15 protein-coding genes are annotated in these 20685 nt (G+C 66.9%); 7 read left to right on the top strand and 8 right to left on the bottom strand.

Annotation, left to right across the window (positions count from 1 at the left end):
• Positions 1-63 precede the first annotated feature (63 nt).
• The 4 genes from HUU99_RS02655 to HUU99_RS02640 all read left to right on the top strand — a co-directional run bounded on the left by HUU99_RS02655 (position 64) and on the right by HUU99_RS02640 (position 4447).
• Positions 64-1719, top strand: a complete 1656-nt coding sequence (locus HUU99_RS02655) for an FAD-dependent monooxygenase (RefSeq protein ID WP_174285021.1) — start codon at positions 64-66, stop codon at positions 1717-1719.
• A 77-nt stretch (positions 1720-1796) separates the two neighbouring features.
• Entirely contained in the window at positions 1797-3218 is a 1422-nt protein-coding gene (locus tag HUU99_RS02650) for an MFS transporter (protein WP_174285020.1), read from the top strand.
• Positions 3219-3306: 88 nt separating this feature from the next.
• Complete coding sequence (locus HUU99_RS02645) at positions 3307-4047, top strand: class I SAM-dependent methyltransferase (RefSeq protein WP_174285019.1); 741 nt, start codon at positions 3307-3309, stop codon at positions 4045-4047.
• Positions 4048-4075: 28 nt separating this feature from the next.
• Positions 4076-4447 (top strand): hypothetical protein, encoded by a 372-nt coding sequence (locus HUU99_RS02640; RefSeq protein ID WP_174285018.1) that lies wholly within the window; start codon positions 4076-4078, stop codon positions 4445-4447.
• Positions 4448-4519: 72 nt separating this feature from the next.
• On the opposite strand, the gene HUU99_RS02635 is transcribed toward HUU99_RS02640, so the two are convergent.
• The 7 genes from HUU99_RS02635 to HUU99_RS02605 form a co-directional block, all read right to left on the bottom strand.
• Positions 4520-6127, bottom strand: coding sequence for a phytoene desaturase family protein (locus HUU99_RS02635; RefSeq protein ID WP_217430740.1), 1608 nt, complete (start codon positions 6125-6127; stop codon positions 4520-4522).
• Positions 6128-6389: 262 nt separating this feature from the next.
• Positions 6390-7430, bottom strand: coding sequence for an alpha/beta hydrolase fold domain-containing protein (locus tag HUU99_RS02630; protein WP_174285016.1), 1041 nt, complete (start codon positions 7428-7430; stop codon positions 6390-6392).
• A gap of 279 nt (positions 7431-7709) precedes the next feature.
• The gene (locus HUU99_RS02625) at positions 7710-7904 is read right to left on the bottom strand and encodes a hypothetical protein (RefSeq protein WP_174285015.1); all 195 of its coding nucleotides are present in this window, start codon (positions 7902-7904) and stop codon (positions 7710-7712) included.
• A gap of 190 nt (positions 7905-8094) precedes the next feature.
• Positions 8095-8784: a response regulator gene (locus HUU99_RS02620; RefSeq protein WP_254602878.1), complete on the bottom strand. Its 690-nt coding sequence runs from the start codon at positions 8782-8784 to the stop codon at positions 8095-8097.
• The gene (locus tag HUU99_RS02615; protein WP_254602877.1) at positions 8781-11447 is read right to left on the bottom strand and encodes a sensor histidine kinase; all 2667 of its coding nucleotides are present in this window, start codon (positions 11445-11447) and stop codon (positions 8781-8783) included. The genes HUU99_RS02620 and HUU99_RS02615 overlap by 4 nt, the downstream gene beginning before the upstream one ends.
• 172 nt (positions 11448-11619) lie before the next feature.
• Entirely contained in the window at positions 11620-12924 is a 1305-nt protein-coding gene (locus HUU99_RS02610; protein ID WP_174285012.1) for an ABC transporter ATP-binding protein, read from the bottom strand.
• Positions 12925-12947: 23 nt separating this feature from the next.
• Positions 12948-14693, bottom strand: coding sequence for an ABC transporter permease (locus HUU99_RS02605; RefSeq protein ID WP_174285011.1), 1746 nt, complete (start codon positions 14691-14693; stop codon positions 12948-12950).
• Positions 14694-15008: 315 nt separating this feature from the next.
• On the opposite strand from HUU99_RS02605, the gene HUU99_RS02600 reads away from it, so the two are divergent.
• The 3 genes from HUU99_RS02600 (at position 15009) to HUU99_RS02590 (ending at position 19622) form a co-directional block, all read left to right on the top strand.
• Complete coding sequence (locus HUU99_RS02600; protein ID WP_174285010.1) at positions 15009-16253, top strand: NAD(P)/FAD-dependent oxidoreductase; 1245 nt, start codon at positions 15009-15011, stop codon at positions 16251-16253.
• 15 nt (positions 16254-16268) lie between these two features.
• Positions 16269-16727, top strand: coding sequence for a DUF3429 domain-containing protein (locus HUU99_RS02595; protein ID WP_174285009.1), 459 nt, complete (start codon positions 16269-16271; stop codon positions 16725-16727).
• A 78-nt stretch (positions 16728-16805) separates the two neighbouring features.
• On the top strand, positions 16806-19622 hold the full coding sequence (locus HUU99_RS02590; RefSeq protein WP_254602876.1) for a bifunctional YncE family protein/alkaline phosphatase family protein: 2817 nt from the start codon (positions 16806-16808) through the stop codon (positions 19620-19622).
• Between the two features lie 24 nt (positions 19623-19646).
• Here HUU99_RS02590 and HUU99_RS02585 read toward each other — a convergent pair whose 3' ends face one another.
• Positions 19647-20627 (bottom strand): aldo/keto reductase, encoded by a 981-nt coding sequence (locus HUU99_RS02585; protein ID WP_174285008.1) that lies wholly within the window; start codon positions 20625-20627, stop codon positions 19647-19649.
• Positions 20628-20685: the final 58 nt, after the last annotated feature.

Genomic DNA, 20685 nt, shown 5'->3' with positions numbered 1-20685 from the left:
ATATGAAGGTGCCGGGGCAGACGGAAAATATCGGTTCCGCCGCGGCAAGGGAGTGGGACATAGATGGAAGAGCTGGGGGAGCAATCGATCGTGATCGTCGGTGCCGGCCCGAGTGGGTTGGCGCTGGCCATCGAACTCGGCTCGCGTGGCGTACCAACGCTTCTGATCGAGCGCAACGAACGCGTCGGCTACGCCCCCCGTGCGAAAACCACGAACGTCCGCACCCGCACCCATCTCCGGCGTTGGGGCATTGCGGACAAGCTCGCCGCCGCCGCGCCCTTCGGCGTCGATTATCCCGCCAATGTCAGCTTCGTCACCCGGCTGGGCGGGTTCGGGCTGACCCGGATCGAGAATACATCCAATTTCGAGCCGACCCGCAACGACCTGTACCCCGAACATGGTCAGTGGATTCCGCAATACACGCTGGAACAGGTCATGCGGGAGCATGCCGACACGCTCCCGTCGGTTCGAATCCGCTTCAATACGGAGTTCGTGTCCGCCACGCAGGACGCCGAGCATGTGCTGGTCACGGTGCGCGACGTGCGAAGCGGTGCCGAAGGGCAGGTGCGGGCACGCTATCTGATCGGTGCGGACGGTGCGCGCAGCGCGATACGGGAACTGATCGGTGCCAAGCTGGAGGGGCAGTACGGGCTGTCCCGCAACTATAACGTCGTGTTCCGGGCACCGGGTCTCGCCGAGGCGCATTCGCACGCGCCCTCCGTGATGTTCTGGCAAGTCAATCCGGTCGCACCCAGTCTGATCGGACCGATGGACAAGGACGACGTCTGGTATTTCATGCCGACGAGATTGCCCAAGGGCTTTGAGGTCACGACCGAGAACGCGGCCGATTTGATACGCGACGCGACCGGGATCGACCTGCCGTATGAGATCATGAGCAGCGACGAATGGGTCGCCAGCAGCTTCATTGCGGACAAGTACCGTGACCGCCGCTTCTTCCTGATCGGCGACGCGTGCCACCTCCACCCGCCATTCGGCGGTTTCGGCATGAATATGGGTGTGGCGGACGGGGCGGATCTGGGCTGGAAATTGGCCGCGACGCTGCAGGGCTGGGGTGGGCCCGGATTGCTCGAAAGCTACGAGACCGAACGGCGCGCGATCCATGAGGAGGTGATCGCGGAAGCCGCGGCGAACCATTCCGTTCTATCCAACGATTTCTGGACGGACGAGCTGGAAGCGCCGGGCGAAGCAGGCGACCGCCTTCGCCGCGAGGTGGGCGAGCGGATCTATGCAGCCAAGGAGCGGGAATTCCATACGCTCGGGACCGTATTGGGAGGATGCTACACCGCCTCGCCGATCATCGCGAGCGAGGGGTCGGCACCGGAAAAGGGCGATACGCGGGTCTACACGCCTTCGAGCCGTCCCGGTTGCCTCGCGCCGCATCTGTGGCGGGCTGACGGCGGCTCGGTCTACGACGAGTTCGGACAGGGCTTCGCGCTGGTCGTGACCCCGGATGCCGACATCGCCGACGTTCGGCGGGCGAAGGAGGACGCGGTCGCGAAGGGCGAGCCGCTCGCGGTCGTCGAACTGAGTGCATTGGAAGCCGAGACCCGCTATCCGCTGCCGCTGACGCTGGTGCGACCCGACCAATATGTCGCCTGGCGAGGGCGACGCTGGAGCAGCCAGCTATTCGATCTGGCGGCCGGGTGGGACACGAAACAGGAAGCGAGCGGGGCGCGACACGCCGAACGCGTGGTTTGAACATCGCCGAAGGATCGCTTGCCGTCACAGCCGATCGTTCGGGTTTGATGTCATGAAAATGCTGAAGGAGGGCAAGGGTGTCAGATAGAGCCATGAGGGCGGACGTGCTTCGGTTGGACACCCTTGTGGACGGCCAGCGGTTCAGGCCGATCAATATAGCGTGGGTCGTACTCGCCGTCCTGGCCATGGCGAGCGACGGCTACGACCTGGCATCGCTCGGTTACATAGCGCCGGAACTCCTGAAGCAGTGGCACTTGCCTCCCACGGCTCTTGTTCCTGCATTTTCGGCGGGGATCATCGGCATGATGATCGGCGGTCCGGTGATGGGCCTGCTCGGCGATCGCTACGGGCGCAAGCCGATGATCATCGTCGGATTGGCGACGATCGGCATCCTCAACTTCGTCACCACGCAGGTCGGGAGCGTCGGCCAGCTCGTGGTGCTGCGGTTTTGCACCGGGCTGATGGTCGGCGGCGTGTTCCCCAATGTCGGCTCGCTGATCGCGGAGATCACACCGCGCCGGATCAGGGGGCGGGTCATGGTGATCGTCAGTCTCGGCGTCGCGCTCGGCATCGCGCAGCCCGGGCTGGTGACCAGGACGCTTGTCCCGATCTATGGCTGGCACGCGATCCTGGTGGTCGGGGGTTCGGTATTGCTCGCGGTCGCGGTCGCGGTCGCGCTGGTCATGCCCGAGAGCATCAAATATCTGGTCGAGCGCGGCGACGACGGCGAACGCGCGCGGCGGCTCGCCCGTCGGCTGCGCCCCGATCTGGCCATCGGCGAGGACAGCCGTTTCGCGATCCCGACCGCGGCCGGTCCGTCGCCAGCGCGCGGTTCGATGCGGCCGCTGTTCGCGGGTGCCTTCGCGCTGGTGACGCCGATGCTGTGGATTTGCCAGGCGGCGAACCAGATGGCCAATTTCTTCTCGTTGACCTGGTTGCCGACGCTTCTACAGGCGGCAGGGGCGAGCACCGCCTCGGCAGGCGCGAGTGCGTCGTTGTTCTCGATCGGCGGTCTCGCGGCGGGCGTGCTACTGCTGCTCGTCATCGACCGGCTGGGCGTGGTCCCGCTCGTGGCGATGTTTTTCGTCGGCGCGCCGCTAGTGGCCGCCATCGCGATGACGAGCCTGCCGCCCGCGGTGCACGACCTGGTGATCGCCGGCGCGGGCTTTTGCGTGACGGGCGTGCAGCTCGGGCTGACCGCGTTGCTCGGCCTATTGTATCCAACCGCGATCCGGTCGAGCGGCACGGGGTGGACGCAGGCGGCGGGGCGGCTGGGTGCCCTCGCGGCGCCGCTTGTGGGCGCGTTGCTGCTCAGCCTGCACATCCCCATCAGCGAATTGCCGCTCGCCCCCGCGGCGCTGCTGCTGGTCGGCGGCGTCGCGTGCATCGTGCTTACGGCCGCATGCCGGCGCCAGTTCGGCAGCTTCCGCGTCGCCGAGTTCCCTATCGCCGAGAGCGCGACCGACGTGCCGCTCGATCCCGTCGCCGGAACCGCGTGAACATGACTGGATTTGTGAGTAAGGTGCTTCGAGTCTGGTAGATTGCCGGAGTTTTCTCGCTTTTCTGGTCGTCATTTGGAGACGTCATATGATCCGTATCCCCTCCGCTTCCCTTTTTGCAGCTCTTCTGCTTTGCACCGTGCCGGGCATCGCTGGGGCGCGGACGTCGCCCGCGATCGCCGCTGCCGTCGCCGATCCGACGCGTCCAGACGCCGACCGCGTCCGGGACGCGAACCGGAAGCCGGCGGAAGTGCTCGCCTTCGCTGGTGTTCGTCCCGGGATGGTGGTCGCGGAACTTGGATCGGGCGGAGGCTATTACACGCGTCTTCTCGCCAAGGCGGTCGGTCCGCGAGGCAAAGTTTATGCGATCGTCACCGCGGCTCAGGCGGCGCGGCCGAACGGGCTGGCCGCCCTAAGCACGATCACGGCAGCCTATCCCAACGTGTCGATCGTGAGCGTTCCCGATTACGCGCATCTGACGCTTGCGGCGAAGGCGGACCTGTTCTGGACCACCGAGAATTATCATGACTTCCATAACGGCCCGACCGCGAACATAGCCGCGATGGATCACGCGGTGTATGACGCTCTGAAACCAGGCGGTATTTTCTATGTCGAAGATCACAGTGCCGCCCCCGGTGCCGGTCTCGCCGTCACGTCGACCGTCCACCGGATGGACGAAGATGTCGCGAAGCAGGAACTGACGGCTGCGGGGTTCAAGCTCGCCGCGGAAGGCGATCTGCTCCGCAACCCGAGTGACAATCGCGCGGGCTCGAACAGCGAAACCGGACATTTCGCTACCGACCGGTTTATGTTGCGGATGAAGAAGTGATGTCGGGCGACCCGGGCAGGAGCGGCCTGTGAAAACCGTCGCGGCGCTGCTGATCCTCGCCGTTACCGTCCCGGCGCGCGCGCAGACGAGCGCGCCCGTCCCGGCCGTTCCCGCCGGTCCGAACACCTACGGTGCCGGGCATAAGCTGTGCAGCGATTGGGTCGCGGCCGAGACCAAGCCCGACCAGTCCGATTACTATGCCAATCGTTTCTGGGTCGCGGGGTTCATGTCCGCCTATAACATCTACGTGTCACCGCCCGGGTTCGACGTCGGCAAGGGTACGACACCGACCGAGATGAAGACGTTCATGCACACCCGGTGTGCAACGCGGCCGACGGACACGATCGCTATGGCGGCGACTGCCTTCATCGCCAACCTCAAAGCCCGTCAGGGCCGGTAAGGCCCAAGCGGCAGTAACCACCGGAGGTCGCGATCGCAGCGATCTCCGGTGGGGTATCCACCGCCGCCGTTCCTAGGCCGACGATGCGACAACCTGGCCGATTTCGCGGCCCTGGTCCCGCAGGATCAGTTCGGCGGCGTTGCGGCCCGGCATCCCGCTGATGCCGCCGCCCGGCGACGTGCAATCGCCCGTCTGGTAGAGCCCTGCGATCGGAAGCCGGTACGGTGCGAAGGCGCCGTATCGATTGTCGAAGCCGTGGACGCTACCACGCCACATCGCCGCGTTCCCCCGTTCCATGTCGAGCGGGCTGACGAGGTGTTTGGCGAGGATGTTCGCGGGCGTCAGGTTCGCGGTCGTCTTCAGATACCGGGCGACCACCTGGTCGGCGACCTGATCCTTGATGACGTCCCACTGCCCGGGTCCGCCTTTAAGGTCATAGGTGATATAGCCCTGGACCTTCACCAGGCCGCGCCCCTGGGGAACACGGGTCGTGTCGACCACCGAAGGGTGGCAGACCTGGAGCGGATAATCGTCCGGGTGCAGTTCGCCGCGCGCGGCGTCGAGGTTGGGCACGAAGATGCTGGCCGGATCGTCCATCACCGCCGCCTCCGGGCTGCTCACCGAGCCGCCGGATGCGAGGTTGTACCGGGGCGGCTCGGTCAGCGCATAGTGGAACGCGAACATGGCCAGTTCCGGCTGCATCAGCGCCACCTGCTGCACGAGCGCGTCGCCCCACAGCGCGCGCGGTGCCATGGTCAGCAATTGTCGGGGATGTATCGTCGAGACCACGCCGGTCCCGGCGAGGAACCGGCTGCCGTCCGCGCATTCGACACCCTTGCACTTGCCGTTCTCGATCACGAGCCCCGTCACCGGCATGTTCGTCAGCACGACGCCGTTGCTCGCCTCGATCAGTCGGCCGAGCGCGACCGAGAGCATGCCCGAGCCGCCCCGCGGCAACGGACGTCCACCGACATGCGCTAGCATCGACAGCGCCTGCAGCCCGGTCCCGAGCTCCGCGCCCGACGGCCCGGAGAACCGCCCGCCCGAAAGAGCCGCCGCCTGCATCTGCGGGCTACGCCACACCTGCCGCGCCGCGGCATAGCCGCTCATCGTTCCCAGCGTCCCGAGATAAGCCTGCGCTTGCGTCTTCGCTGGCCCGTCCGGGGCTTTCGGCGCGGCGGCCGCCCGCAGCGCCGCCAGATGCCGGAACGTCTCCGCATCGGTCTTCGAGACGGTCGCGATCGTCGCGGCGGTACGCTCCACGTCGTTCAGATAGACGGTGAACGACGCCCCGTCCGCGAACGGGAAATGGATAACCACCTCGGGATGCAGGATCTCATAGCCGTATCGCTCGAGGTGAAGCTCGTTGCGCGTCACCAGCGGATTGTTGGCGATGATGCCGTGCGTGGAGGAGCACCAATCCTCCTTGTAGCCGGGCAGCAATATCTCGCTGGTCTTGCAGCCGCCGCCGATGATCGCCTGGCCTTCCAGGACCAGCACGCGATATCCCGCCTTGCTGAGATACGCCGCGCAGATGAGGCTGTTGTGCCCCGCGCCCGCGACCACATAATCGAAGTGCTCTGACGCGGTGCGGCGCGTCGACGCGCGGGTCCGGTCGGCAGCATCGGCCCCCTGGACCAACGCCGGCAACGCGATCGGGGCGATGGCCGCAGTCCTCACAACGTCCCGGCGCGTCGGCGTGTTCATCATGCGATGCCTGTCATGCTTGTCTGTTCGGCGAGGATGGAGGCTGAGTGACCCTTCCTCGAGAAAGAACGATGTTCGCTCGAAGAGGCTATGTCAAACCGGGCTCTACGCCGGTGGCTCGACCATACGGTCCGGATGGACTCGATCACGAGCACGATGCCCTGTCAAATCATACGGTGGTGCGTTTCGAAGGAGCCGAGCGATACCCCCTCGATCACGTCACCCGTTCACCACCCTACCGAGCCGTCAGGTGAAGTTTGAAAAACGCGGCCGCCCTGGCGATGGCGGTGCGCGCCTCCGGCGTGTTCGGGATGGAGCCCTGAAAGACGTGGGGGACGCCTTCGTAGATATCGAGCACCGCCTCATGACCGCCGCCACGGATCGCCTGATACTCGCGTACGTAGTTGCTGAGGAGCATTTCGCGCGTGCCGCCCTGGATCAGGGTCGGCGGATAGGCCTTCGTATAGTCGCCGTAGACGGCCGACACATAAGGGTTCTTCTGGTCCTGCGGATCGGCATAGGCGGCCGCGCCCCAAGCGGAGCTCTCGCGATCGAGCACGGGATCGACGCTCGAAAGCGTCTGATAGCTGTCGCCCTGCTGCGTGACGTCGCAGGACGGCGACATCAGGTACAGCGCGCCGGGCAAGGGAAGCCCGAGATCGCGCATCTTGAACACCGACCCGGCCGCGATCCCGCCGCCGGCGGAATCACCGAACAACCCGGTGCTCGAAGGCGCGATCCCCTTGGCGAGAAGCGCCTTCCAGACCGAGATCACCTGATCGGTGACGATCTTCCAGTTTCCTCGGGGAGCGACGGTATAATCGACCGAGATAACCTCATCGCCGGTCGCGGCCGCGACCAGCGCCGGCGGTCCGAGACGGGAGTGCGCCGAGAAGCGCGTATAGCCGCCCCCATGGAAATAGATCAGCGTACGACCGCTCGGCGTGTAGTTCGCAGGCCGGATGCGCACGACCGGAACGCCGCCGATCTGGTCGTCCTGCACGGTCGCGCCCAATTTGGCGACGACGGCATTGGACGCGGGGATCATCCGCTTGTCCAAGGCTTCTCTCAGACGATCCCAATCTTCGACGGACGCGGGCTTCACTTCCGGCGGCTGTTTGGCGGCGACGGCATAGATGGCGCTCAGGGCCTTGGCGGCCTCGGGCGAGACGGTGGAGGGAACCTGGAAGCGAAGCGACGGCTCGGTCCCGGTCGCGGCGGAACCGGCCAGAGCGAGAGCGAGCAGCAGGGATAGCGAGATGGCAGGAACACGCATGGTCGATTAAAATCCCTACTGCAAGCTGATGGAAGAATCATAGGGCATTGCTTTAATCGAAAGCAAGCGAACGGAGGTCTTATTCGCCGAATGCGCCAGGTCCGGGCGTACGAACCGATACATCGGGTATCACGGCGCTGGCCGAATATATCGCCATGGTCAGGCCAGCGACATCCTCGAACCGGCCTGACCTAGCCCGATCGATCAGTGCGATGGAACCGGCGAGTGGCACGTCGTGCGTCGTACGTTAATTCGCTCGCCATCTCCGGCTGATATTCTTCACGGCAACCGGACAGTGCTCGGAGGACTGGCGTCGTCCCGATCGAAAACGCGGTCGCGCCGGCAGTCCGCGGGCCGCGCCTCGGTCGCCTGTCGCCGCCGCTTCACGAGGAACAAGCGACCCCAAAGGTACAGATCGAACCCCACCAGCGCGGTCACGATCGCTGCCAGCGTCAATGCCGCCCCGCCCGTCATGATGCCGCAGGGTCACGATCCGCATCGCCTGCGGCGCAACCGCCCGTCCAGGGTTCGCAAGGGTCCAACGAATGCGCGCTCCAAGACTGGACCGATCATCTATCGGCGCGCGAATAGGCTTTCGAGAGCGAAAGCCGTACCTTGCCATAGTGTTTGCATAGCGCCCGGTCGTATCAGGCCGCACCGGCGTTCATGGGTCGGCGAGCAGACGATAGCCGATCCCCAGTTCGTTCGTGATGATCCGTGGATTGGCCGGGTCGATCTCCAGCTTCTGGCGGACGTTGCGGATCACGATCCGCAGATATTCGATCTTCCGGTCATATTCGAGCGGCCACGCCGCCTGCAGGATCCGCGCGTGCGTCACGACGCGCCCGGGTGCCATCGCCAGTTCGGCCAGGACCTCATATTCCTTGCGCGTGAGATGAACCGCGACCGAATCGCGAAAGACCTGTCGATTGGCGAGGTCGATCAGCAGGTCGCCGGCGCGGACCACGGGATCGGCCCCTTGCGCGCTGACCCGGCGACGCATCGCCGCGCGCAACCGCGCCAGCAGTTCCTCGCCGTCGAACGGCTTGGTGACATAATCGTCCGCGCCGAGATCCAGCGCCGCGACCTTGTCGTCGGTCGCATCGCGCGCCGAGATGACGAGCAGCGGCACCTTGGCCTGTTTTTTCAGCAGCGGTACCAGTTCCAGGCCGTCGCGGTCGGGCAGCCCGAGGTCCAGCAGGATGGCGTCGGGGCTGGCACTCGCCGCGAGCGCCAGCGCCTCGCGTCCCGTCGTCGCCTCGATGATCTCGTAGGACGCGCGGGCAAGCGTGCCGTGCAGCAGCCGGCGGATATAGAGTTCGTCGTCGACGATCAGGATACGCCGGCTGGTCACGCGCCGCATTCCTCGGCATTCAGCACCAGCAATGCTTCCGAAAAACGGATCGTGAAGCAGGCCCCCTGTTTGTCGTGCCGACCCGCGGCGGCGACCGTCATGCCCATGGCATCGGCAAATCCCTTGACGATCGCAAGACCGAGACCGGTCCCGCCGGCACTGCGATCGGAACCCTCCAGCCGCCGGAACGTCTCGAACACCTCGGCCTCCCGCCCCGGCGGCAATCCCGGACCTTCGTCGAGGACCGACAGCGTCAGTTCGCCATAGCCGCGTTCCGCGCGGACGGTGATCGGCGTGCCCGGATCGGCGTAGCGGCCGGCATTATCCAGCAGGTTGAGCAGGCAATGGTGGAACAGCTGCGGGTCGACCGACACCAGAGGCAGGTCCGGCGGCACTTGCAGGCTGATCGCATGACCCTCCAGCGACCGACGCGTGTCGGCCACCGCGCTCGCCACCGCATCCGTCAGGTCGACGGGTTCGATCCTGAGCCTGAGCGCCCCCGCCTCGACCCTGGTCATGTCGAGCAGGTTGGACACGAACCGGTTGAGCCGCATCGCCTCGTTCTCGATGATGCCGAGGAGCGGGTGGTCGTGCTCGCGCCGGAGCTCGGCGGCGGCGGTCAGCACCGAGGTGAGCGGCGTGCGCAGATCGTGGCTGACGGACGACAGCAGGGCGGCGCGCAGGCGATCGCGCTCGCGCACCGTATCGACGTCGCGCATCTCGCCTTCGAGGCGCAGCCGCTCCATCGCCAGCGCCGCCTGGTCCAGCAATCCGAGCAGCAGCGGCAGCTGGTCCGGGCGGATCGGGTCGGTTCCGTCGTCGCGCGCGATGCCGAGCACCGCGAGCGTCCGGTCGCCCGCTTTCAGCGGCAGGAACTGCCAGTCGGACGCGGTCAGCGTTCCCGATCCACGCCCGGCGGGCTGCCCGGTATCCTGCGCCCATCCGGCGGCTGCGAATTCCATCGTGCCGAGCCGCGTGTCGGGCATGTTCGCGGCCTGCACCGCCAGGCCCGTCGGTTCCTGTTCCAGGATGACGGTGCGCAGATCGAACAGCCGAGCGATCTCGCTGCAGATCATCCGGCTCACATCGGTCCGGTCGCCGAGCGACGTCAGCTGGCGCAGGAACCCGGCGAGCGCCGCGTTCGACCGCGCGCTGGCAGCGGCCAGATCGGCCTGAACGCGTACGCGCGCCGTCAGCTGGCTGGTCACGATCGCCACACCGAGCAGCACGAAGATCGAGATCACGTTTTCCGGGCTGCTGACGGTCAGCGTGTAGGTCGGCGGCAGGAAGAAGAAATTATAGGCGAGCGACGAGGCGAGCCCGGCGAACAGACCGGTGCGAAGCCCGAACAGGCTGGCCGCCGCCATCACCGGCAACAGGTACAGCAGCGCGACATTGCCGAGGTTCAGGAAATGGAACAGCCCCGTCCCCACCCCCGTGACGACCGCGACCATCGCCGTCGTCCAGGCATAGCCGCCCCACGATCCCCAGCTACCCCGCGGCCGCACCCGCGAACCGCCCGCGGTCGCGGCCCCCTCCAGCGGCATGACATGCACCGCGACCCCGGGCGTTTCGCGAACGAGCCGATCGACAACCGAGCCATGGCGCAATTCGAACAGGCGCGACCGCGCGGACTTGCCGACGACGATCTGCGTCGCGCGGGCTTCGGCGACATAGGTCTTCAGCCCCTCGACCACCGACATCGCCGGTACGCTGACGACCGCCGCGCCGAGCTGCGTCGCCAGGTTGAACACGCCCGCGACCCGGCGGTGCGCCTCGGGCCCGAGCGCGCGGCTGCGCGGCGTCTCGACATAGACCGCAGTCCACGGTGCGTGCTGTGCATCCGCGATCCGCTTGGCCGCGCGGATCAGCCCGTCCGCGCCGGGCAGGTCGCCGACCGCTACCGCGATCCGCTCGGTCCCCGCCCAGGTTCCGCCAAGCGCGTTGGCGCGCAGATGTTCGAGCATCTGCGTATCGACCGCCTGCGCCGCCCGGCGCAGCGCCAGTTCGCGAAGCGCGGACAAATTGGATTTGGAAAAGAAATGGGCCAGCGCCCGCGTCGCCTCCTCCGGCAGATAGACCTTGCCCTCCTTCAGCCGCTCGATCAGTTCGTCCGGCGGGATATCGACGACCTCGATCTCGGCCATTTCCAGCACGCTGTCGGGTACCGTCTCGCGGACACGGACGCGCGTGAACGATGCGACGACGTCGTTCAGGCTTTCCACATGCTGGATGTTGATCGTCGTGTAGACGTCGATGCCGTTCGCCAGCAGCTCCTCGACATCCTGCCACCGTTTGGGATGCCGGCTGCCGGGGGCATTGGTGTGCGCCAGTTCGTCGACCAGCGCGAGTCTGGGGCGACGTTCCAATATGGCGTCGAGGTCCATTTCCTGCAGCGTGCGACCCTCGTAAGCGATGTCGCGCCGCGGTATGATCTCCTTGCCTCGGGTCAGCGCCTCGGTCTCGGCGCGGCCATGCGTTTCGACGATGCCGACGATGACGTCGATGCCGGCGCGACGACGGGCTGCGCCTTCGGACAACATCTCGTAGGTCTTGCCGACCCCCGGCGCGGCACCGAGGAAAATCTTCAGCTGGCCACGGCCTTCCTGCGCCGCCCGGCGAAGAAAGGCCTCCGGCGATGGGCGATCCGGCAGATCGGTCAACGCTGGATCGATATGGCGATACGCCCGCCGGGCCGCCGGTCGAGGGCGAGCAGTTTCATGCGATCCTCCCCGGCCAGGCCACGTAGCGGATGCCTGCAGCGATCCCCGCGTTCGGTGCTTTTCCGTCATTTTGCGCAAGCACGCAATCCCGCCGGCAATCACATGGACCGGTTCACATCGGGTTATCAAGGCTGAACAGGTCGCGATCCTCGTCATAGGCGAAGACCTCCGCATATCGTCCCCAATGCGTGACCGCGCGCAGCGTCTCGTCGGCATAGTCTTCGGACATATGATCTTCCAGCTCGTCGCGGAAGCGGCGGGCGGGGGCGGAATGGCTGGACCGTTCGTCCAGGACACGCTTGATATGCTGCGCCAGCGGCACATGTGCGATCAGCGCATGTGCGAAGATCGCCTTGCGACGATCGACATCGGCGGCGGCATATTGGCGCGACGCGGGTGTCAGGCGGACATCGCCGCCGGACAGGTCGGCGAAGCGCATCAGCTGCAACGTCTCCGCGATCGGGAAAAGCTCGTCGATCTCCAGCTGCAGCGAATCGGCGAGTTCCGCCATGCTGGCGGTGCCGTCGAACGGCGCACCATCGACCTCCTCGATCAGGCCGGCCATCGCGTTGGTGGATACGACCGTCAGCGCCATGGTGATCCCGGCCCCGGAGGACAGACCGTCCTTCGCGGGGACGGCGACAGGCCGCGCGGTCATCTGCGCATAGATGGCGTCGACCAGCGCGCGGAACGGCGGATCGAGCCGATCGCGCGGCTGCGGCAGGTCGACGACGATCTCGGCCGCGACGCGGCCCGGGTTGGACGAGAAGACGAGGATCCGGTCGCACATCAGCACCGCCTCCTCGATATTATGGGTGACGATCAGGATCGACTTGATCGGCATCCGCCCTTCCGACCAGAGATCAAGCAGGTCGGTACGAAGCGTCTCCGCGGTCAGCACGTCCAGCGCCGAGAAGGGTTCGTCCATCAGCAGCAGCGACGGATTGACGACGATCGCGCGTGCGAGGCCGACGCGCTGCCGCATGCCGCCCGACAATTCCTTGGGATAGGCGTTCTCGAACCCGTCGAGGCCGATGAGATCGATCGCGCCGAGCGCACGGGTGCGCCGTTCGGCCGTCGGCACGCGCTGCGCCTCCAGGCCAAGCTCCACATTCTGCAGAACGGTCAGCCAGGGAAACAAGGCAAAGGTCTGGAAGACCATCGACACGCTTGGAGCGCGCCCGGCTTCGTCGGGCAGCAACCGGACTTCGCCCTCGCTCGGATCGATCAACCCGGCGATCGAGCGCAGCAGCGTCGACTTGCCCGACCCCGACCGGCCGAGGAGCCCGACGATCTCGTGCTCGTTCAGCGTCAGGTCGACGTCCTTCAGGACCTGGCCCGCCGCGCCGCCGCCGCCATAGCGGTGGCTGACGGCGTTTACTTCGACGAGCGGGCGGGCGGGTGCGGTGGTTGCCATGGGGATATCCGTTGTGTTGGCGGTCAGGCGAGGCGAAGGCGACGTTCGGCGAAAGTATACATCGGCCGCCACACCAGCCGATTGAATGCGATCACGAAGATCGACATCGTGGCGATGCCGAGCGCGACGCGCGGATAGTCGCCGGCGACGGTGGCGTTCGCGATGTACGACCCGAGACCCGCCGCCTCGATATGGCGGTTGCCCCAGGAGACCGCTTCCGCGACGATGCTGGCGTTCCAAGATCCGCCCGATGCGGTCAGCGCGCCGGTGACGTAATAGGGAAAGATCGCGGGCAGCGCGACGCTGCGCCACCATTGCCATCCCTTCACCCCGAACATCGACGCCGCCTCGCGCATGTCGGTCGGGATCACGCTGGCACCGGCGATGACGTTGAACAGGATGTACCACTGCGTCCCCAGGATGATCAGCGGCGACAGCCAGATGCCCGGGCTGAGGTTCCAGCGGACGATCGCCAGCACTACGAACGGGAACAGCACGTTGGCCGGGAACGCCGCCAGGAACTGCGCGACCGGCTGCAGCCGCTCCGCCCAACGCGGTCGCAGACCGATCCAGACGCCGATCGGCACCCAGATCAGGCTCGCCACCCCGATCAGGACGATCACGCGCAAAAGGGTGAGGCATGCATAGCCGACGGCGGTGAAGGCATCGCCCCAGCTGAGCGTATGGCCGACATAATCGACGACCAGCCACGCCGCCGCAACCAGCATCACCGCTATCGCGACCTTCCACACGACGTCGCCGACAGCGCGGCCGGAGCGATCGCGCTCCGCCGGCTTCGCCCCCGGCATCCGGTCGAGCAGCATCAGCATTCGGCCGAAGCCGAGCAGCGGCTCCATCAGCATCTTGAGCATCCGGGTGCGACGGAACAGATCATACGCCCATGACCCCGGCTGTTCGGCCCCGGCGGTCTGTTCGAACCGGTAGCGATCCGCCCAGGCGACGATCGGGCGGAAGAACAGCTGATCGTAGAGCAGGATGACGACCGCCATCGCGCCGACCGCCCAGGCGACCGCCCGGGCGTCCTGCCGCTGGATGGCCAGCGCCAGCCACGAGCCGATACCGGGCAGCGCGACGGTCGTGTTGCCCACGGTGATCGCCTCCGACGCGACGACGAAGAACCAGCCGCCCGACATCGACATCATCGCGTTCCAGACCAGCCCCGGAATGGCGAAGGGCAGTTCGAGCCGCAGGAAACGCCGGATCGGCGAGAGGCCGAACCCGCGCGACACCTCCTCCAGATCGGACGGTACCGACCGCAGCGACTGGTAGAAGCTGAACGCCATGTTCCAGGCCTGGCTGGTGAAGATCGCGAAGACCGCGGCGCATTCGACGCCGAGCTGCCGGCCCGGGAACAAATGCATGAAGAAGGTGACGGTGAAGGTCAGAAATCCCAGGATCGGCACCGATTGCAGGATATCGAGCGCCGGCACGATGATCTGTTCGGCCCGCTTGCTGCGCGCCGCCATCGTCGCGACGATCAGCGTGAAGATCAGCGAAGCGAACAACGCGGCGAACATCCGGAGCGTCGTCCGGAGCGCATACCAGGGCAGGTTCCACGGATCGAGCGCGACCGGTACGATCGACAGGCGCGACAGCGGTTCGGCGACGCCGACCGCGCCGCGGAAGATCAGCACCGCGGTGCCTGCGAGCAATATGAACGCGACGAGATCCGCGACATTCGGCGGCGTGACCCGCAGGATGCGCGAGAACGGACGGACCGCACGCGTCGGGAAATGCAATTGTCTCATGTCTCACCCTCGAGCGCGCCACCTGCGGTGCCCGGGCGAGACGGATGCGATCAGTCTCGAACGGTGGCCGCGGGTGGCCCAGGCTGTCGACTAATGTCGCTTGGCATCGTCTATATGACTTCTGTTCGCATGACCGGCGGATCGCCGCCGAAGCCCGCGCCCTGCCGCGCGGGTTCGATTCTGTCAAAGCGTTTTCGCAAGCGCTCGAATACCCGACGATAACGTTGCGCAAACCGGCCGTTACCGGCATGAAGACGCGCGGCGAACCGACGGATCGTCACGGCCTGACGGCCTCTGGTGAAGGGGAAATGGTCATTGGACTGGTGCGACGTGCTGATCGTCGGTGCCGGACATGGCGGCGCGCAGGCGGCGATGGCGCTTCGCCAGCGTAAATTCGCCGGCACGGTCGCGATGATCGGCGAAGAACCCGAACTTCCCTATGAACGGCCACCGCTAAGCAAGGACTATCTCGCGGGCGACAAATCGTTCGAGCGTATCCTGATCCGCCCGCCGGCCTTCTGGCCGGACCGCGCCATCACGGTGCTGACCGGCGAACGGGTCGCCCGGGTCGATCCGGACGCGCATACCGTTACGACCGATACCGGTACGACGATCGGCTATGGCCGACTGATCTGGGCGGCGGGTGGCCATGCCCGCCGGCTGACATGTGCAGGGCACGACCTGGCGGGCGTGCATTCGGTGCGAAGCCGCGCCGATGTCGACCGGATGATGGCCGAACTACCGACGACGACCCGGGTCGCGGTGATCGGCGGCGGCTATATCGGGCTGGAGGCGGCGGCGGTGCTAGCGGGGCTGGGCAAGCATGTGACCGTGCTGGAGGCGCAGGACCGCGTGCTGGCGCGCGTCGCGGGCGAGGCGCTGTCGCGCTTCTACGAGGCGGAACACCGCGCCCGCGGTGTCGACATCCGGCTGAATACGGTCGTCGATTGCATCGAGGAGCAGGCCGGGCGCGCCACGGGCGTGCGACTGGCGACGGGCGAGATCGTACCCGCGGAGATGGTCATCGTCGGCATCGGGATCGTACCCGCGGTGGCACCCCTGCTGATGGCGGGGGCGGAGGGCGGCGACGGCGTTGCGGTCGATGCGCATGGCCGCACGTCGCTTGCGGACATCTGGGCGATCGGCGACTGCGCGCTCCACGCCAACCCGTTCGCGGACGGCCTGCCGATCCGGCTGGAATCGGTCCAGAACGCGAACGACATGGCCACGACCGTCGTCACGGCGATGACCGGCACGCCCGAACCCTATCATTCGGTGCCGTGGTTCTGGTCGCATCAATATGACCTGAAGCTGCAGACCGTCGGGCTGTCGGCCGGCCACGACTCGGCCGTGCTGCGGGGCGATCCGACGGCGCGATCCTTTTCGATCGTGTATCTGCGCCAAAGCCGCGTCATCGCGCTCGACTGCGTCAATGCGGTCAGGGATTATGTCCAGGGGCGGGCATTGGTGGTCGCCGGGGCTTCGCCGGACCGGGCGATGCTGGCGGACACGGCGATCAGCCTGAAGGACATGGCCGCCGCGACCCGCGCGACGGCCTGATCGGAGTATCGGCAGATGAACCGCAATTTCCGCGATATCCCCGCCGCCGCGCGCTGGCTCGGCGTTGCGGGGCTGATCCCGCAGGCGGCGGTGGTGGCGACGTTGCTGACGGGCAACGTCGCCGCGCGCTTCACCGCGCTCGCGACCGGTTTCGCCTATGCCGCGCTGATCCTGAGCTTTCTCGGGGGCACATGGTGGGGACTGGCCGCGCAGGCCGGCGAACGCGCGCACAAATGGATCTGGACGGTATCCGTTGCACCCTCACTCCTCGCGCTGGCATCCGCGGTGCCGTGGACGACCGGAGACCCATGGCCGGGTCCGTCGCTGCTGCTGCTGGGGATATCGCTGATCGGTGCGTTGCTGGTCGATTACCGGCTGTACCGGCTGGGCATCGCGCCCGGATGGTGGCTATGGCTGCGCGCGCCGCTGTCGGGGGGTCTGGGGCTTTTGACGATCGCGGCCGCATTGCTGTAGCGGCGGCCGTCCCGAAAGCGTCACATATCGGCAGCACTGTCCGGTACCGCGAAAGACCCAATGCTGAACTGGACCGTTATGCCCCGCTTGCCCGTCATCCTGCTGGCCGCCCTGCCCTGGCCGGCGATCGCGTCCGGTCAGGCGCTGCCGACCGGGCAGCAGATCACGCCGCTGGCCGCGCCCGGCGCACGGTTCGCGCCGCTGGTCGCGCATGTCGGCCCGAACCCGGATTATATCGCGGACGGTGCCGCGGTGATCGCCCGAAGCCCGGACGGGCGGCAGATGCTCGTGATGACCAGCGGCTACAACCGCTACAACGGTTCGGACGGGAAGACCGTGGCGGCGCAGTCGGTGCAATATATCTTTCGCTACGCCATCGACGGTCAGGCCGCCCGGCTGCTCCAGACGCTGACCGTGACGAACAGCTTTTCCGGCATCGCGTGGCGACCGGACGGCCATGGCTTCGTGGTCGGCGGCGGCGTCGACGATACGGTCCATATCTTCACCGGCACCGACCGTGGTTTTGCCGAACAAGGCAAGCCGATCGCGCTCGGTCATGCCGCCGGGATCGGCGCGGAGGTGAAGCCGCAGGCCGCGGGCGTCGCGGTCAGCCCCGACGGACGCCGCGTGCTGGTCGCGAACTATTACAATGATTCGGTCAGCCTGGTCGATCTCACGACCCGGCAGGTGGTCGCCGAACAGGATTTGCGCCCCGGCAAGATCGATCCCGCCGCCGCCGGCACCCCCGGCGGCGAGTTTCCCTTCGCGATCGCCTGGCCGGAGGGTGCGCGCGCCTGGATCTCCGCGCCCCGCGACCGACAAGTCGTCATGCTGACGATCGACGGCGACCGGATACGGGTCGCAGGCCGGATCGCGACGCTCGGCGAGCCGACCGCGCTGCTGGCCGATCCGGCCACCCACCGGCTGTTCGCGACCGAGGACAATGCCGATCGCCTGGCGATCATCGATACCGCCGCGGCGCGCCTCGTCGCCGAACCGCGGCTCGGCCTCCCCGCGGCGCTGTCGGGCAGCGCGCCGCTCGGCAAGGGGCTGAACGTCGACGGCCTTGCGATGCTGCCCGACAAGCGGCTGCTGGTGACGATGGGCGGGATCAACGCGCTCGCCATCGTCGCGCCGTCCGCGACGGGCGCGGCGGTGCAGGGGATGGTACCGACGGGCTGGTATCCGAGCGCGGTCACCGCCAGCCGCGACGGGCGGCGCGTGTTCGTCGTCAACCGCAAGAGCCCGCCCGGGCCCAACCCGCTCGGCTGCGCGCCGAAGCTCGCCATCTACCGGGGGCAGCCCAATGCGTGCGGGGCCGCCAACCAATATATCTTCCAGCTGGAAAAGGCGGGACTGCTCCAGTTCCCGCTGCCGAACGAACGGACTTTGGCGGCGACGACGCTGCAGGTTGCGACCAATCTGGGTCTCGGCCAGGCGAAGGAGCGTGCGGCGGCGGAGGCGGCGATGACGGCAGTGCGCGCGCGCATCCGGCATGTCGTGTTCATCGTGAAGGAGAACCGCACCTACGACCAGGTGCTCGGCGATCTGGAGGTCGGCAATGGCGATCCGCATCTCGCGATCCTCGGCCGCGCGCTGTCACCCAACCATCATGCGATCGCGCGCCGGTTCGTGACGCTCGACAATTTCTACGACTCCGGCGAACAGTCGAGTACCGGCTGGACCTGGACCACCGCGGGGCGCGTGCCCGACCTTCTCGAAAAGACCGCGCCGGTGAACTACGCCGCGCGCGGGCTCGCCTATGAAGCCGAGGAGGCGGACCGGTTCGTCTATACGCAGCAGACGCGCGCCGAACGCCAGGCGACCAACCCGGCGCTGTCGAAGGATCCCGATCTGATGCCGGGGCCCGCCTTGCTGACCGCACCCGATGCGGACGGCGACGACGACGACGATCGCGGCAAGGGGTTTCTGTGGGACGCCGCGATCAAGGCGGGGCTGAGCGTCCGCAATTACGGCTTTTCGGACGCGTCGATCTACGATCCGCGCAAACCCGGCGACGTGCCGCCCGTCCGCGAGCCGTGGAAGACCCACACGCGCATCTACACGCCGGGCGACCGGCTGCTCGCCAGTCGCAGCGACCCGTATTTCCGCGGCTTCGACCAGCGGCTGGCGGATTACTGGCGCGTGCTGGAATGGCAGCGCGAATATACCGCGCAGGATCGTGACGGCACGCTGCCGACGCTGACCCTGCTTCGGCTCAGCCACGATCATTTCGGCGATTTCGACACCGCACTGGACGGCGTGAACACGGTCGAGGCGGAAATGGCGGACAACGACTATGCCGTCGGCCAGGTGATCGAGACGGTCGCACACGGAAAGGCCGCCGGGTCCACTCTGGTGTTCGTGATCGAGGACGATGCGCAGAACGGCGCGGACCACGTCGACGCACGCCGGTCGCTTGCGTTGGTTGTCGGTGCGACGGTCAGGCAGGGCGCGCTGGTGTCCACGCGCTACACGACGGTGAACATGCTTCGTACGATCGAAAGCGTGCTCGGGCTGAAACCGATGGGGCTGAACGACGGCCTTGCCGCGCCGATGGCCGACCTGTTCGATCCGCGGTCGACCGACTGGCAGTACCACGCGGTCGCAGCAGAGGTGTTGCGCCGCACCGCCCTGCCGATCCCGGCCGACCGGTTCGCGCCGATCGCGACGGGGGCTGCACCCTGCGCGACCCGCAGCGCCGGCTGGTGGGCGGCGGCGATGAAGGGTCAGGACTTCAGCGTCGAGGATCATCTCGACACGGCGCGGTTCAACGCCGCTTTGTGGGCCGGGCTCGGCAACGGACCCGAACCCGTCCTGCGCGGTGCCGCAGACCTGCGATCCGACCGCGACCGGCTCCTCGCAACGACGCCAGGCTGCGCCGCCGCGCCGTAGCGCGTGCCCGGTGGATGACGACCCCTACCGGTTGACCGTACCCATCGACGCCGCCGGATAGCGGTTGCCGGTCGCCGCGCCCGGAGGCAGTGCCGCTTCGATCCGCGCGCGGTCGGCCGCGTCCAGCACGACCCCGGTCGCGCCGAGATTGTCGTCCAGATACCGGCGGCGCTTGGTCCCCGGGATCGGCACGATATCGGACCCTTGCGCCAGCACCCATGCCAGCGCCAGCTGCGCAGGGCTACAGCCCTTGTCGGTCGCCATCGTCTCGATCGCGTGGACCAGATCGAGGTTCTTCGCGAACGCCTCGCCTTGGAAACGCGGTGCGGTCCGGCGGTAGTCGTCGGCGGGGATGTCGTCCGCGGTCTTGAACTGCCCGGTCAGGAAACCCCGGCCGAGCGGGCTATAGGGCACGAAGCCGATCCCGAGTTCGCGGACGGTCGGCAGGATCTCGTCCTCGGGGTCGCGGCTCCACAGCGAATATTCGGTCTGGAGCGCGGAGATCGGATGGACCGCATGCGCACGCCGGATCGTGGCCGGCGCGGCCTCCGACAGCCCGAGATAGCGGACTTTCCCGGCGGTCACGAGTTCGGCCATCGCGCCGACCGTGTCCTCGATCGCCACATCGGGATCGACGCGGTGCTGGTAATAGAGGTCGATGACGTCGAGCCCGAGCCGCTTCAGGCTGGCGTCGCAGGCTTGCCGGACGTAATCGGGACGTCCGCTGACCCCGCGCCCGCTGCCGTCCGCGCTGCGAACGATGCCGAATTTGGTCGCGACGACCACCCATTCGCGGCGTTCGCGCACGACCCGCCCGATCAGTTCCTCGTTCGCACCCATGCCGTACATGTCCGCGGTGTCGAGAAAGGTGACGCCGCGATCGAGCGCATGGTTTATGGTGGCGACCGATTCCGCATCGTCGCGCCCGGCATAGAAATCGGACATGCCCATGCAGCCGAGACCGAGGGCGGAGACTTCGAGCCCCTGCGAGCCGAGCTTGCGCATTTCCGTGATGTCGTTCCTTGCTGCAGACGCGATCCGGTGGCTGAATGATCGCGGGCGA

This window comes from Sphingomonas bacterium, assembly GCF_903642285.1.
Classification (GTDB): Bacteria; Pseudomonadota; Alphaproteobacteria; order Sphingomonadales; family Sphingomonadaceae; genus Sphingomonas.
The sequence above is the reverse complement of the archived record's forward strand: the minus strand, read 5'-3'. Positions and strand labels throughout refer to the sequence as shown.